The organism is Lederbergia lenta NBRC 16444 (assembly GCF_001591545.1).
Classification (GTDB): Bacteria; Bacillota; Bacilli; order Bacillales; family Bacillaceae_C; genus Lederbergia; species Lederbergia lenta.
The window spans coordinates 89,488-104,395 of the sequence record NZ_BCVC01000002.1; the positions used below are offsets into that span (position 1 = coordinate 89,488).

Below are 14,908 nucleotides of genomic sequence, written 5' to 3' on the forward strand. Positions count from 1 at the left end.
CTTTTATCCTATTAGATTTCTAGAACCGTTGATCAAGGAGGGAAAAGCTTGAACCTCAATACAATATTTTATAAGGATGGTCCGTGGGCGTTTATATTATTGCTCCCGAGTTTAATCGGATTTTTGATCTTTGTTCTTTTTCCTGTTGTTGCCTCCTTTTTTCTTAGCTTCACAAGCTGGGATCTGCTAACACCTATTCAATGGATTGGTTTTGAAAATTATATCAATCTATTTAATGATGAGACATTTAAAAAGGTGTTATGGAACACACTTTATTTTACGGTAGTGACGGTACCTGTAGGGATCATTATTTCATTATTCTTAGCAGTTGCTCTCAATCAGAAGATAAGATTTATTAAGTTTTACAGAGCTGCTTATTTCTTGCCAGTTATTTCTTCCATGGTTGCAGTCGCAGTAGTATGGCAATGGATTTATAATCCGGAGTATGGTTTGTTAAATTTTATTCTTAGTTTAACTGGAATTCAAGGTCCAAGCTGGCTAAGTGATACGAAATGGGCAATGCCAGCAGTTATGATCACTTCCATTTGGAAAGGATTAGGGTTTAATATGTTGATATTTCTCGCTGGAATACAAGGAATATCAGAAAGTTATTACGAAGCAGCGGATATCGATGGCGCTACATGGTTTAAAAAGTTTCTTTATATTACCGTTCCGTTGCTAAGACCAACAACTTTCTTCGTTACGGTGATGGCTATTATCGGTTCATTTCAAGTATTTGATGCGGTATTCTTAATGACAGGTGGAGGACCAGCTCGATCCACATCTGTGCTAGTTCATTATTTATATCAGAACGGTTTTGAGTATTTTAGAATGGGTTACGCAAGTGCGATGGCTTATATTTTATTTTTTCTTGTGCTTATCTTTACATTTATACAATTTACATTACAGAAGAAAAGAGGGGAAGTTTAATATAGGGGGTGCATCATTGAATAAATTAGTAATGAAAGATAATCAATTTATTAAAATGAATGGCGAGAATCCTATTCAAAAAAGAAGAGTGAAAAGATCGATTCGCTATAAAAATATACTTGCACATATATTTCTTAGCCTCGGGGCGCTGACCATGTTATTTCCATTCGTATGGATGATAAGTACATCGTTAAAAGAGTTGAGCGAAGTGTTTGTGTTTCCCCCTACACTATTAGGTAAGTCAATCCAATGGGAGAATTATTTGAAAATATCAGATCGCTTCCCTTTTATGCAATACTTTTTTAACAGTTTAAAGGTAACTAGTATTGTTGTCATATCACAACTCCTTACTAGCTCCATGGCTGGATTTGTATTTGCAAGATTAAAATTTAAAGGTCGGGATTTGATTTTTGGTTTATATTTAGCGACGCTCATGATCCCAATGCAAGTGACGATGATACCAAACTTTGTTATTATGCGTTTTTATGGATTAGTGGATACTCATGCCGCATTAATATTACCTGGATTAGTAAGCGCTTTCGGCACATTCTTAATGAGGCAGTTTTTCCTCACTATTCCAAAGTCGTTGGAAGAAGCAGCCAAGATTGATGGCTGCACACCATTTGGTATTTATTGGCGTATATTTGTGCCATTAACAATGCCTGCAATGGCAACTCTAGGAATATTTGTTTTTATGGGTACGTGGAATGATTTTTTCAGCCCACTTGTATATATCAATACACAAAGTAAAATGACACTTCCTCTTGGTTTAGCTTCCATGCAAGGTATGTATGCAACTGATTGGCCTGTACTAATGGCTGGAACAGTGATTAGTGTCCTGCCGGTGATTATCATCTTTTTACTGGCACAGGATGCCTTCATTAAAGGAGTTACTTTGTCTGGGATTAAAGGGGAGTAATGAAATAACACATATTGGAGGAATGAAAAATGGAAAAGCTGAGCTTAAAACGATTAGAGAATGTAGATTTAAAAAAGGTGGTTATTAATGATTCATTTTGGTCAAAACGACAAAAACTCATCAAAGAAACTGTCATCCCCTATCAATGGGCCGCATTAAATGATGCGATCCCTGGAGCTGAACCAAGCCATACAATCGAAAATTTTCGGATTGCAGCGGGGGAATCGAATGAGGAATACTATGGAATGGTTTTTCAAGATAGTGATTTAGCTAAGTGGTTAGAGACTGTTGGCCATTCATTAGCTATAGAAAGAGATGATGAACTTGAAAGAATTGCTGATAAGGCGATAGATTTAATTGGTCGCGCACAACTGTCAGATGGGTATTTAAATACGTATTTTACAGTAGCTCACCCAGATAAAAAGTGGACAAATTTAAGAGACGATCACGAGCTATATTGTGCTGGACACTTAATTGAAGCAGCAGTCGCTTATTATGAAGCGACAGGCAAACAAAAGATTATCGATATTGTATGTAAATTAGTAGATCATATCGATTCAGTATTAGGACCAGAAACGGGAAAAAAACGTGGGTATCCGGGCCACCCAGAAATAGAACTAGCACTTATGAAACTTTACAAAGTAACTGGAAATAAACAACACCTAAACTTGTGTAAGTTTTTTATAGAAGAAAGAGGGGCACAGCCGCCGCATTACTATGATATAGAGGCTAAACTACGAGAAGAAAAACATAAGAACAAAAAGGATTTATTTCACAGTAAAGACTATTCACAAGCCCATTTGCCTGTCAGAGAACAGAAGACGGCAGAAGGACACTCCGTTAGAGCTCTCTATTTATATAGTGGAATGGTCGATCTCGCTACAGAACTACAAGATGAAAGTTTAATAGAGGCATGTAGGCAACTGTGGAAAAATGTTACAAGACAAAGGATGTATATAACTGGAGGAATAGGTTCATCACAGTATCGGGAATCTTTTACCGTAGATTATGATTTACCAAATGATCGTGCTTATACTGAAACATGTGCTTCGATTGCCTTGGTTTTCTGGGCAGATCGTATGCTTCAAATAGAGGAGGATAGTGAATATGCAGATGTGATTGAACGCGCTTTATATAATGGAATATTAAGCGGAATGTCATTAGATGGTAAAAGCTACTTTTATGTCAATCCATTAGAAGTATGGCCCTCCACTGTAGACCATCGAAATGATATGGAATCTGTTCAGTACAAAAGGCAATCTTGGTTTGGTTGTGCGTGCTGTCCGCCGAACTTATCAAGATTAGTAGCTTCCTTAGGTAGATATATATATTCGCATCATGACAGTAATAAGGAAATATTTATTCATCAATATATTGGTGGTAACACAACTGTTGAGCTTGATGGAAACAATGTAGGAATTACACAAAAAACGGAATATCCTTGGGATGAAAAGATAAACGTCCAAATAGAGATAGAGCACGAAATGGAATTTACAGTGGCACTTCGCTTACCTTCGTGGTGTAAAAATCCAAGAATTAAGGTAAATGATGAAATCATTGACGTTTCATCTATTAGTAAAAAAGGATATGCGAAAATTACACGTAAGTGGAAGAATGATGATCGAATCGAATTGGTTCTTCCTATGCCGGTTGAAATGGTACGCGCAAATCCTAATGTGAGAGAAAATATTGGAAAAGTAGCCCTACAACGCGGACCAATTGTTTACTGTATCGAAGAAGCGGACAATGGGGAGAATTTAAAATCAATCAGTTTAGCCACCAATTCAGCATTATCAGTAGCATATGAGAAAGACTTATTAGAGGGGGTAACAGTTATTACAGGCGAAGGTTTACGAATAAAAGAAATCGAAAGCGACCAGCTTTATTTTACAGGAGAGATAGAGATGGTGAGATCAGAGGTAAAAGCAATCCCATACTTTTCTTGGAGTAATCGCAAGCCTGGAGAAATGAGCGTATGGATTAGAGAAGAATAGGCTTTACATGGATGGGGTTGTTGTTATAAAGCGGCAACCCCGTTCGCTATCAGATAGTTTAATTATTGTTCATTTTTGTCCTGAAAAAGGAAGATCTGTACTCTGTTGGGGTCATGTTTTCATATTTTTTAAACAGCTTCATAAAGTACTTTTCGTCTTGAAATCCTACTGAATAAGCAATTTCTTTAATACTTTCATTCGTTCGGGCGAGATAATCCTTCGCCTTCGATATCCTGATGAAATGTATATACTCGATTACAGTCATGCCTGTATTTTTCTTGAAATAACGGGATAAGTATTCCCGACTATAATTAAATTTGTTTGCGATCAAAGTGACAGAAATATTTTCTAACGCGTGAATTCGCGTCCATTCAAGTAATGAATGTAAGTTTTTATCTTCCTCGGTATTTTGATTTGGCAAATATATATGTGAGATGGCTTGTTCGGTTAATTCAATAAGAATAGAAGTTGTTAAATAATGACCACTATAACAAGTAAAGTAGTTTGATTGATAAACATGTAACAGTTGTCGAAACATGATATTAATCCGATCTATACTGCTTGGGCTGAAAAAGATTGGTAAATAAATATAATTAACAGACCTGGAATTATTTGCGTTTTTCTTCGAAATATTTACCTCATCTTTCATTTTATCTTGGTTTATGATTTCGTAATTTGTTGGACAGTAGAAGTGAAACCAATAAAAAGACAGATCCCTTTCGCTCATATCAAACCCCTTATGTTCCATATGGGGGGATAGAATTAGTACTTCGCCTGGATTCACCATGTAGTCAATACCGCCTTGCTCTATATAAAGTGTTTTGTTTGCACCGATGATTATTTCAAAACTATCTATATTTCTTTTTGTATGAATCCATGGCTTTTCAGAAATAAATTGCCCGCCAGAAATAAACTCAACGGGAGTATTAATGGGCATTTTTAAAATTTTAGTCATGAATTAACTGGCTCCTTTTTAAAAATTCTTTACTTGTATTATTCGTTGAATCGTCGCATTACCCTTTATTAAATGAATCGGAGGTACGTACATGTATACGATTGGCTATGACTTTGGAGATACGATCATTCAATTAAAGCAACTTCGCTTTGCGGTGAGATTGTTTACTGAAGTAAACGCATATGCACCAGACCCTGATCGTGTGGAAATAATAGAAGAAAATAATCGAGTCTACTTAAAAGCAACGGGTCTATCATGGGCTGGAAACCAAGAAAAGGCAGAAGGAAAAATCGAACTTGATATTGCAATCGGAAAGGATAATCGCTTCATTGTCCAAGCAAAAGGCAGCCATTCGCATGAAATATGTAAATCTATGTTAATTCAAGTTTTCGATATTAATTTAAAGTCGCTTCATTTCGATCAAAATAATATCGTTACGATTTCAAAGGATAGTTATTGCCGTGATATTAAAGCCCAGCATTATCCATCAAGGTTAAAAATGCCAGTTGTTTTTGTAGGGGACCAAAAAGGTGATAACTGGTTTGTTTTATCTAAGGATAAGAAACTAAGATTAAAAGGATTCGCAAGTCATTATGATCCATATCTTGAAACGCAGGTTTTAGATCTTTCCCATGAAGAGGACAAGCGCTATAGATCAACTGAAATGACCATGCCAGCGTGGCATATCGGTTGTAACCAAAGCGAAGAAGCGGTATTACTTGAACGCTGTGAAGATTTAGAAAAGAACTTTGGATTGGTTCCATATAACCAAAGGACAGATACACCTATGTGGCTAGAAGATATTAAACTCGTAACAATCCTTCATGGTGAGCATTGGACTGGTCATGTATTCAATACCTTTACTGAGATGGAAAAACGCTTAGAATGGATAACGAATGAAATAGATGGAAAAAATGTACTCGCCTTTTTACCTGGTTGGGATGGGAGATATTATTATAATTATCCAGAATATGAGCCAAGCCTTCGAATGGGCGGGGAAGAAGGATTAAAAAGCTTTGTGAAAAAGGCGCATGAACAAGGGGTTAAGGTCATCCCGATGTTAGGTGCTAATAATGCTAATATAGAGGTAATGGAAAAGCTAGGGTTGGAAGACGCTGTGATTCGCGACCCGTGGGGACTTGAAAAGCGATGTGATTGGGTAGATTGGGACTATGATTTATCAGCAGAGAATAATTGTATGCTAGCAAATATGGGTCATCCAGGCTATTTAAAACACATGATTGAAAAATCTAATTACCTCATTGAAACATTTGGTGTAGACGGAATTTTTCTTGATATTACTTGTTTTTGGGCAAATGACCCCAACTATTCTCCATATGAAGGTCTAGTAAAATGGGCGAAAGAAATGAAGAGGAAGCATCCTAATTTACTTCTTTTCGGAGAAAATAGTTATGATGCACTTTGGGGAGTATTCTCGGTCTTTCATGAAATGGGGACTCCATCCGGCCATGGGCATGCGCTCTACCGGTATGCTAAACAAACGCATTATCTCGCATATCCTGCACCCGGAAAGGGGTCAGGCGGAATTCATGAATATGCCTGGAATCAAAATGGTCTTCCTTGGGAAAGGGATATACCAGAATTAATTCCAACACTCTCGGTCGTTTCAGATACGATTGAACAATATTCGCAGAGTGCTAAGTTTCAAATTAAAAAGGCTAATAATTGGTATCAGGTCTATCCGGGTATATCTGGTAAAAATATAAAAAGTTTAAGTCTAAAATAGATATGAGTAAAAGCAGACCCTTGTAAAATATAGAAGTGTAGAAAAGCCATGATTTTTTATAATCATGGCTTTTCTACATTTAAGTTTAAAAAGACCCAGTCTATGTTCGGTGTCTATGTCCAATAATACAAGCTATTAGTGTAATTCTAAATGAACTTATACCAAACTATATAAAATGTTAGCGTTGTCATGATATATTAAAGATGACTACTAATGGAGCTTATCTCTATCATACATTTTATTGAAAAGGGGCGTATATGAATGAATATTACTGCGATTAAAGATTTAGCTGACGAGATAAAACAGAATATTCAACAAGTAATTGTTGGAAAAGACGAAGCGATTGATTTACTGCTTGTTGCACTTATTTCTTCGGGGCATGTTTTACTTGAAGATGTTCCCGGAACAGGAAAAACATTATTGGCCAAGTCGATGGCACAATCTCTATCGTGTTCTTGCAAACGGATTCAGTTTACGCCTGATTTACTGCCTTCTGATGTAACTGGGATTAATTTTTATAATCAAAAGGTTGGAGAGTTTGAATTTCGTCCTGGGCCGATATTTTCTAATATTATTTTGGCGGATGAGATTAATCGTGCAACACCAAGAACACAATCAAGTTTGCTAGAGTGCATGGAAGAACAACAGGCCACGATTGATGGTGAAACTCATTCTTTAGAGGGGCCATTTATGGTAATCGCGACACAAAATCCATTAGAGAGTCAAGGGACTTTTCCATTACCAGAGGCACAGATGGATCGTTTCTTGTTAAAACTCGATTTAGGATATCCATCTAAAGAAGAAGGGATAGCTATTCTTAAACGTTTTAAAGAAAAAAATCCGATCCATCAGTTGCAATCTATTGTAGGCAGATCTGAGATTTTAATAGCACAACAACTATTTTCTCATGTATATGTAAGTGATGATATGTTTGGGTATATGATGGAAATTATAGAAAAAACGAGAACGCATGAGCATATTGAATTGGGCGTTAGCCCTCGTGGAAGTCAGGCCTTATTAAAAGCAGTTCAGGTATATGCCGTATTAAAGGGGAGAGCATATGTTATTCCAGATGATGTGAAAGCAATGGTCAAGCCAGTGTTAGGACACCGTCTCATTTTGGCTCATACGATGAGGCTAAGGGATAATCAAGTCGATGTACTTCTTGATGAAATTCTTGATCAAATTACTGTGCCGGCGGAAGAGTTGATATTGAAAGGATCGAATTAATCGATGAATATCGCCTGGTTTATTATTGTTACCATTGTGTTTATCGGCATACAAACCTACATATACGGTAAATGGGGCCTATCTCGTATTCAATATACTCGATCGTTTAACGAAAAAGCTGTTTTTGAAGGCGAAAAAATAGAAATGATTGATGAAATTTCTAATAAAAAGCTACTTCCGATTCCATGGCTTCGTCTAGAATCGAAAATAAGTGAGCATCTGAAATTTCAAAAGCGCTCTGAATCGGATAATGATATTAACAGTGGTGAATTCCATCGGACACTTTTCAGTTTAATGCCGTATCAAAAGGTAAAACGCAGACAATATTTAACATGTGAAAAAAGAGGTTTTTATCGTTTTCAAACGGTCTCACTTTCAACAGGTGATATATTTGGGATTACTGAAAATTTTAGAAGCGTTCCATCTACCGCTGAAATTACTGTTTATCCACAATTACTGGCAATCGATGAGATACCGCTGCCTGCACATAGTTGGTTAGGAGATGTGATCGTCCGTCGCTGGATTATTGAAGATCCATTTTTGACCTCAGGTGTTTGTGATTATGCTTTTGGTGATCCGTTGAACGCTATTAATTGGAAAGCAACAGCTAGAACTAATCGTATGCAAGTAAATCAAAAAGACTTTTCGGCCGATCATCATTTGATGATTTATATCAATTTTAATCAGACGAAAGATGTGTGGAGGCCAATAATTGATGAAGAAGCGTTGGAAAAGGCACTTTCATATGCTTCCACCGTTGCTCAATATGCGATCGCAAATGGGATTAGTACTGGTTTTGGCTGTAATGCGTATATTGATGAAGTGAATAAACAATCCATCCGCATCGAACCAGAAAATGGTAGGCAACAGCTAACATACTTATATGAAACGATGGCAAAAGTGAAAATGGGTACAAGTACGTTTTTTGATTATTTTCTAAAAGAAGATATTGATAAAAACATGAATGGAACAGATATTCTTTTAATAACCGCAATGATAACGGATAAAATGACAGAGATGATTAAGCATTTAGAGGAACAGGGAAATTCGGTTGAAGTTCTCATGATGGAACTTGATGCTGTACATCAGCAAGCGAATGAGGAGGTGTTAAAATGAGGCAAAGAAACCTCCTTATTACGCTTTTCCAAGGGATGGTCGAATATCTCCTTCTTTTTCCGATTATTCTTATCATTGGTGTTTTATTGGAGGCTCCTTCATTAGGTGCTTGGCTTATAAGCTTGTTCGGGTTATTTTGCATTGGTGTTTTATTTAAAACGTTGTTACCAAATCAGAAATGGTGGGTGTATGCGAGTTTTTCGCTTGTTATTGGTGTTTTTTCCAGTGTGTTTTTTTATGAACAGTTAATCGTTTGGATTATATGGGCGATCATCCATCCCAGCTTAATTTATCGTGGGATCATGTACGCAAGTAGATCGTGGGATCGTCTATTATCAGCTGGATTCCTGTGGTTTGGTGGGTTTATTATTTACTTCATTAGTTATTTCTTCTTTCGTTATGTGGAAAAGCTTCATCCATACTTGACGCTTATCACAGTGGCAGGAGCTAGTGTAATTGTTCTTATCCTATTTATCTCTAATAGTGAACAGCTAAAGTCTGCAACACTATCCAAGCAGCGAACGCCTTTTATTAGTCGAACGATTAAAAAGCAAAATAGGTTGTTTCTTGTTATTACAATCGCGTTGATTGCATTAGTAACAAATGGACAAGCGATAAGGGATGTGTTATTAAATGGAGTAAAATCATTCATAAACTGGATGCTTGGATTTGTTTCTAGCTCACAAGGTGAACAAATGACAGAGCAGGCTCCTCCACCAGCACAGCCAAATCTTGGTCTGGAACCTGGAGGACCTTCAGCGTTTGCTAAATTTCTTGAAATGATTATGACCTATGTATTTTATGTGTTTTTAATAGTAGCAGCCATTGCAGCCCTTCTTTTAATAATAAAGAAAAGTAGACTGTGGATAAAAAGAATAATCGGTTCGTTTATCGCGTTTTTAAAACAAATAGGAAACAGATCGATGGAACGGGAAGAAACCGGACAATATATCGATGAAAAAGAGAGTGTTTTTGACTGGAAGGAATGGAAAAAAGAACAGCAGGATAAAGCGAAAGAATTGGTTCAAAACATATTCAAGCGGGAACCTCGCTGGGAATCGCTATCCAATCACCAAAAAGTTCGATATATATATCGGCGTTTTTTATTACAACAATTAACTAAACTTAACTTCAAACCGACTAATACTCCGAGGGAAACATTGCAGGAATTAAAAACAAATATAGTGGATGAGGGTCAAATAGACAAGTTAAGGGATGCGTACGAGCAAACGAGATACGGGGAAGAAGATATCGGGGATGAGAAGATAAAAAAACTTTATGCTTTCATGAGAGAAAAATAATCCTATAATTTAGGAGGATCCTGTGACTATATCGAGTTTATTTCAACAAGAATTAATAGAAGACAACTATTATGCCAAAGTGAATGCATACTATTTTAAGCAATGGGATGCTTTCGACATGGCCTATCATGAACATAAAGATGTAGAAATAATGTATGTAATCGATGGGAGCTGTCTAGTTAAGACATTAACAGAATCTATTTCTTTAAAAAAAGGCGATTTTATTTTGCTGGATTCTCATGTACCTCATCGGTTAGTCGTTGGAACTGGCCAACTTTGCAGAATGTTAAATGTGGAGTTCTCCTTTATTCACAAAATTAGCCGCTTTCCTTCTATAAAGGAGCTAGCAGATGAAAATAGTGCATTAAGGCAATTTCTAGGGATAAAGAGATCATTTATCACATTAAAAGATCCAAATGAGATTTATCACACGCTCAAAAATGTCGTGCTTGAAAGTGATAAAAAGGAAACAGATAAAGAGATAATGGTCCAACTACTACTATCACAGTTACTTATTCAAATAGCTAGATTAGGTGTGGAAGATCAAAAGCTAAACAGGGAAAATCAGCAAGCAAATGTGTATGTGAACCAAGCTATTGAATTTCTTCATTATCATTATGATTGTGATATTAAAGTGAGTGATGTAGGAAAAGCAGTAAGTTTGCATCCGGGTTATCTGCACAGGATTTTCAAGAAACTGATGGACTGCACAATGATGGAATATTTGGCGACTTTGAGGATGGAAAAGGCAAAAATGTTATTAAAAGATACGGAGATTCCAATTATTGAAATAGCTCAATATGTCGGCATTAATAGCAGTCAATATTTTAGTCAGCTTTTCAAAAAACATACGAAAATAACACCGATAGAGTTTAGAACATTATATAAAATGGATATCGTCAAATTACAAAAAGGTTAAGATTTTAAACATCGAATACGACAAAAAAGTTACGATGGTACAATCTTCATGCTGGAAATACTGTTAATCTATTATTAATCAACATATTTCTGAAAGGGGATAGTCCCATGTCATTTAAAATAGCGTTTATTGGTGCAGGAAGTATTGGATTTACTAGAGGACTTTTAAGAGATCTGCTTGCGGTACCCGAGTTCAATAATATAGAAGTCGCTTTTACAGATATTAATGAACAGAATTTGAATATGGTTACAGAGCTTTGCCAAAGGGATATTAATGGAAACGGTTTAAATGTTAAGATCCATGCTACGCTTGATCGTAAGGAAGCATTTAAAGACGCCAAATATATCTTCTCTGTCGTTCGTATCGGTGGACTTGAAGCTTTTCAGACAGATGTGGATATCCCATTAAAATATGGAATTGACCAATGTGTAGGGGATACTTTATGTGCGGGCGGCATTATGTATGGGCAACGTGGTATTCAGGAAATGTTAAATATTTGTAAGGATATAAAAGAAGTAGCTGCCCCAGATTGTTTACTGCTTAATTATGCAAATCCAATGGCAATGATCACATGGGCATGCAATAAATACGGTGGCGTGAAAACAATTGGTTTATGTCATGGTGTACAAGGCGGTCATTGGCAAATTGCCCAAGCGCTTGGTCTCGAAAAAGAAGAAGTCGATATTGTTTGTGCTGGTATTAATCATCAAACATGGTATATAAGCGTAAAACATAATGGTGAAGACATGACAGATGCCTTACTTGACGCTTTTGAAAAACACCCTGAATTTAGTAAAACAGAAAAAGTTCGCATCGATATGCTGAGACGTTTTGGTTATTACAGTACAGAATCGAATGGGCATTTAAGTGAATATCTACCATGGTATCGAAAAAGACCAGAAGAGATCAATGAGTGGATTGACTTAGGAACGTGGATTAATGGTGAAACAGGTGGTTATTTAAGGGTTTGTACAGAAGGACGAAATTGGTTTGAAACAGACTTTCCAAATTGGTTAAAGGAAAAACCAATGGAATATAAAGAGGGAAATCGTAGTGAAGAACATGGTTCCTATATTATCGAAGGACTGGAAACAGGCCGTGTTTATCGAGGTCACTTTAATGTCGTGAATAATGGTGTAATTTCAAACCTTCCAGATGATGCGATCATTGAAGCACCCGGTTATGTCGATCGCAATGGAATCAATATGCCACAAGTAGGAGATTTACCACTCGGCCCAGCTGCTGTTTGTAATGTAAGTATTTCTGTGCAGAGACTAGCTATAGAAGCGGCAGTTTCAGGAGATGACTTTTTATTGCGTCAAGCGATGATGATGGACCCACTAACAGGTGCTGTCTGCAACCCTAAAGAAATATGGCAAATGACGGATGAACTACTTGTCGCCCAGGAAAAGTGGCTACCGCAATATAGTAATGCAATCGCAGAAGCGAAACAACGATTGGGTGCTGGTGATTTAATTCCTACAAAAGACTATAAGGGTGCAGCCCGTCTGAAAGTGAAAACGGTAGAAGAAATGGCTGAGGATAGAGAGGCTGCAAACAAAAATGCAGGTGAAGCTGATAAGGCGAAAGAGCGGCCTTCGGAAGTGTAATAATTTATGGGGGGAAATAATCAAAAGATTATATCCCCCCATATAAGGAATAGAAGGCAATCTTGGGAGATGCGTGGAACAAACCGTTAAGTAATGTTAATTTATTGTCTTTAGCCTATTTCTTATGTGCATATATCTGAATTTACGGATAATTACTTGCATTCTCATCTCAACAATTTCGACAATGGACAAGAAAAAGGGAGGGGAGTCAATGAATAAAGATATACTAGAGAAACTATTAAAATCTCCATCAAAGTCACTGTTGTTTACTAGTAAAGAGAAGAAGGATGCATGGCGGATACAGGTGAAGCGGGATGCCGATATAGCACCATTCATTAACGAAATTAAAGCGGAAGCTAAAAGACTGATCATTGAAAGTGGAACGGAATTGTCCTATTCTTTGTTTCGGGTTTTTCAGGAAAATGGCAATCGACTTGAGTATGAACGAGTATACTTTGAGAAAAGAAGACGGTTAAATACCTTTGCCATGATGGTTTTGCTGGAGCCAGAGGAATCGGTGTATCGAGATGAGTTGCAAAATATCATATGGTCTATTTGTGATGAGTATACATGGTGTTTGCCTGCGCATATAGGAGATGGCCCAGAAATGAATGTGAAACATGATTACTCCTTGACAGAATCATTAAATGAAGAGCGAACAATTGATTTATTTGCCGCCGAAACGGCGTTTGCACTGGCTGAAGTTTTGGAGTTAACAGGTCAATATTTGGATCCACTCATTTGTAAGCGGATTCAAAAAGAAATATATAGCCGTATTTTTTGGCCGTTTCAAACGCAAAATCCATTTGGTTGGGAAACGGCCACCCATAATTGGTCAGCTGTTTGTGCGGGTTCGATTGGTGCTGCTGCTATTCATTTAATGAAAGATAGCGAAGAACTTGCGATTGTGTTGAAGCGTGTACTACCAGCAATGGATGCTTATTTAAGTGGATTTAATGATGATGGTACTTGCCTAGAAGGATATGGATATTGGCAATATGGATTTGGTTATTATGTATATTTTGCAGATCTATTAAAGAAAAAAACAAACAATGGATTAGATTTATTTCAATCGGAGAAGGTTCATCAAATTGCTCTTTTTCAACAAAGAATTTTTTTGAATAAAAACAAGCTTGCTAACTTTTCAGACGCTGTTCCAACAAGCAATTTATTTCTGGGACTTAGTCATTATTTAAGTGAAAGATACGCTGATTTTATCGTGCCAGAAAAAAGTCTAAGGGCAAAATATACAGAAGACCATTGTAGCCGTTGGGCGCCCGCCATTCGAAATTTACTTTGGTTTAATAAAGATGCCGAGGGGCGACCATGGGAAAATACATCTTATTATTTCAAAGAGTCGTCATGGTTGATATCTAGACATAATAAACATGCTTTTGCGGTAAAAGGAGGGCATAATGCGGAGCCGCACAATCATAATGATATAGGTCATTTTATATTGCTATTAGATGATGAATTATATTTGCGTGATTTAGGTTCTGGTATATACACGAAGGATTATTTTGGAGCAAAACGTTATTCATTTATATGTACTGGTTCACATGGGCATTCAGTTCCCATCATAGATGGTCAATATCAACAGGAGGGTGAATCTTATGCTGCGACTGTAAAGCAGGTCGAAGTTCGAGAGGAGCAAGACTTTTTTATTTTGGAGATGGCGCATGTATATAATCTTCCTAATTTGCAGAGTCTAACTCGTACCTTCACCTGGGTGAAAACGGAAAGTCCACTGCTTCACGTAATAGATGACTATACTTTTAAAGAAAAGCCCGCTTCTATTGTTGAGCGATTGATTACTTCTGTATTTAAGTTGACCGAAGACGAAGCAGGGATTATTTTACATGGTAAGAAAAAACTGCGTATCCACTTCGATCGTAAACAACTTAAATTTACTAGTAATAAACTGGATTTTGTGAATCATGCAGGAATAAAAGAATCATTATTATCACTCGATTTTACGTTAATTGAGCTGAGAAAAAGTTGTGAAATCCAAATAGCATTTCAAATAGAATGAAAGTGGTTATACAGGAAATAGTAAACGTTAAGTTAATAAATTGAACATGCGAAAGATACTATTTCTAATGCTTTTGGCGTGTCTTTAACACAGGTAAGTCTTCTGTTTGTGGAGTGAATAATCGCCTTAAAAAGAGAAACCTACATTTCAAAACA

Annotated in this window: 11 protein-coding genes; 10 read left to right on the forward strand and 1 reads right to left on the reverse strand. The window is 36.8% G+C overall.

What is annotated here, in order from left to right; genetic code table 11:
- Positions 1 to 48: 48 nt before the first annotated feature.
- From BLE01S_RS10490 to BLE01S_RS10500, 3 genes are read left to right on the forward strand one after another with little or no spacing between them, the layout of a single operon-like run.
- Entirely contained in the window at positions 49 to 930 is an 882-nt protein-coding gene (locus BLE01S_RS10490; protein WP_231955849.1) for a carbohydrate ABC transporter permease, read from the forward strand.
- A gap of 16 nt (positions 931 to 946) precedes the next feature.
- Positions 947 to 1,849: a carbohydrate ABC transporter permease gene (locus BLE01S_RS10495; RefSeq protein ID WP_231955848.1), complete on the forward strand. Its 903-nt coding sequence runs from the start codon at positions 947 to 949 to the stop codon at positions 1,847 to 1,849.
- A gap of 29 nt (positions 1,850 to 1,878) precedes the next feature.
- Positions 1,879 to 3,843, forward strand: a complete 1,965-nt coding sequence (locus tag BLE01S_RS10500) for a glycoside hydrolase family 127 protein (RefSeq protein WP_066141297.1) — start codon at positions 1,879 to 1,881, stop codon at positions 3,841 to 3,843.
- A gap of 58 nt (positions 3,844 to 3,901) precedes the next feature.
- Here the strand turns inward: BLE01S_RS10500 and BLE01S_RS10505 are convergent, their stop codons facing one another.
- The gene (locus BLE01S_RS10505; RefSeq protein WP_174521719.1) at positions 3,902 to 4,798 is read right to left on the reverse strand and encodes a helix-turn-helix domain-containing protein; all 897 of its coding nucleotides are present in this window, start codon (positions 4,796 to 4,798) and stop codon (positions 3,902 to 3,904) included.
- Positions 4,799 to 4,889: 91 nt separating this feature from the next.
- Between BLE01S_RS10505 and BLE01S_RS10510 the strand changes: the two genes are divergently transcribed.
- The 7 genes from BLE01S_RS10510 to BLE01S_RS10540 all read left to right on the forward strand — a co-directional run bounded on the left by BLE01S_RS10510 (position 4,890) and on the right by BLE01S_RS10540 (position 14,753).
- On the forward strand, positions 4,890 to 6,545 hold the full coding sequence (locus BLE01S_RS10510) for a hypothetical protein (RefSeq protein ID WP_066141299.1): 1,656 nt from the start codon (positions 4,890 to 4,892) through the stop codon (positions 6,543 to 6,545).
- Between the two features lie 261 nt (positions 6,546 to 6,806).
- On the forward strand, positions 6,807 to 7,775 hold the full coding sequence (locus BLE01S_RS10515) for an AAA family ATPase (protein WP_066141302.1): 969 nt from the start codon (positions 6,807 to 6,809) through the stop codon (positions 7,773 to 7,775).
- A 3-nt stretch (positions 7,776 to 7,778) separates the two neighbouring features.
- Entirely contained in the window at positions 7,779 to 8,891 is a 1,113-nt protein-coding gene (locus tag BLE01S_RS10520) for a DUF58 domain-containing protein (protein WP_066141306.1), read from the forward strand.
- Positions 8,888 to 10,192, forward strand: coding sequence for a DUF4129 domain-containing protein (locus tag BLE01S_RS10525; protein WP_066141309.1), 1,305 nt, complete (start codon positions 8,888 to 8,890; stop codon positions 10,190 to 10,192). Before BLE01S_RS10520 ends, BLE01S_RS10525 begins: the two co-directional genes overlap by 4 nt.
- Positions 10,193 to 10,214: 22 nt before the next feature.
- Entirely contained in the window at positions 10,215 to 11,111 is an 897-nt protein-coding gene (locus tag BLE01S_RS10530) for an AraC family transcriptional regulator (RefSeq protein WP_111703536.1), read from the forward strand.
- 107 nt (positions 11,112 to 11,218) lie between these two features.
- On the forward strand, positions 11,219 to 12,721 hold the full coding sequence (locus tag BLE01S_RS10535) for an alpha-glucosidase/alpha-galactosidase (protein WP_066141312.1): 1,503 nt from the start codon (positions 11,219 to 11,221) through the stop codon (positions 12,719 to 12,721).
- Between the two features lie 211 nt (positions 12,722 to 12,932).
- Positions 12,933 to 14,753: a heparinase II/III family protein gene (locus BLE01S_RS10540; RefSeq protein ID WP_066141315.1), complete on the forward strand. Its 1,821-nt coding sequence runs from the start codon at positions 12,933 to 12,935 to the stop codon at positions 14,751 to 14,753.
- The last annotated feature ends 155 nt before the right edge of the window (positions 14,754 to 14,908 follow it).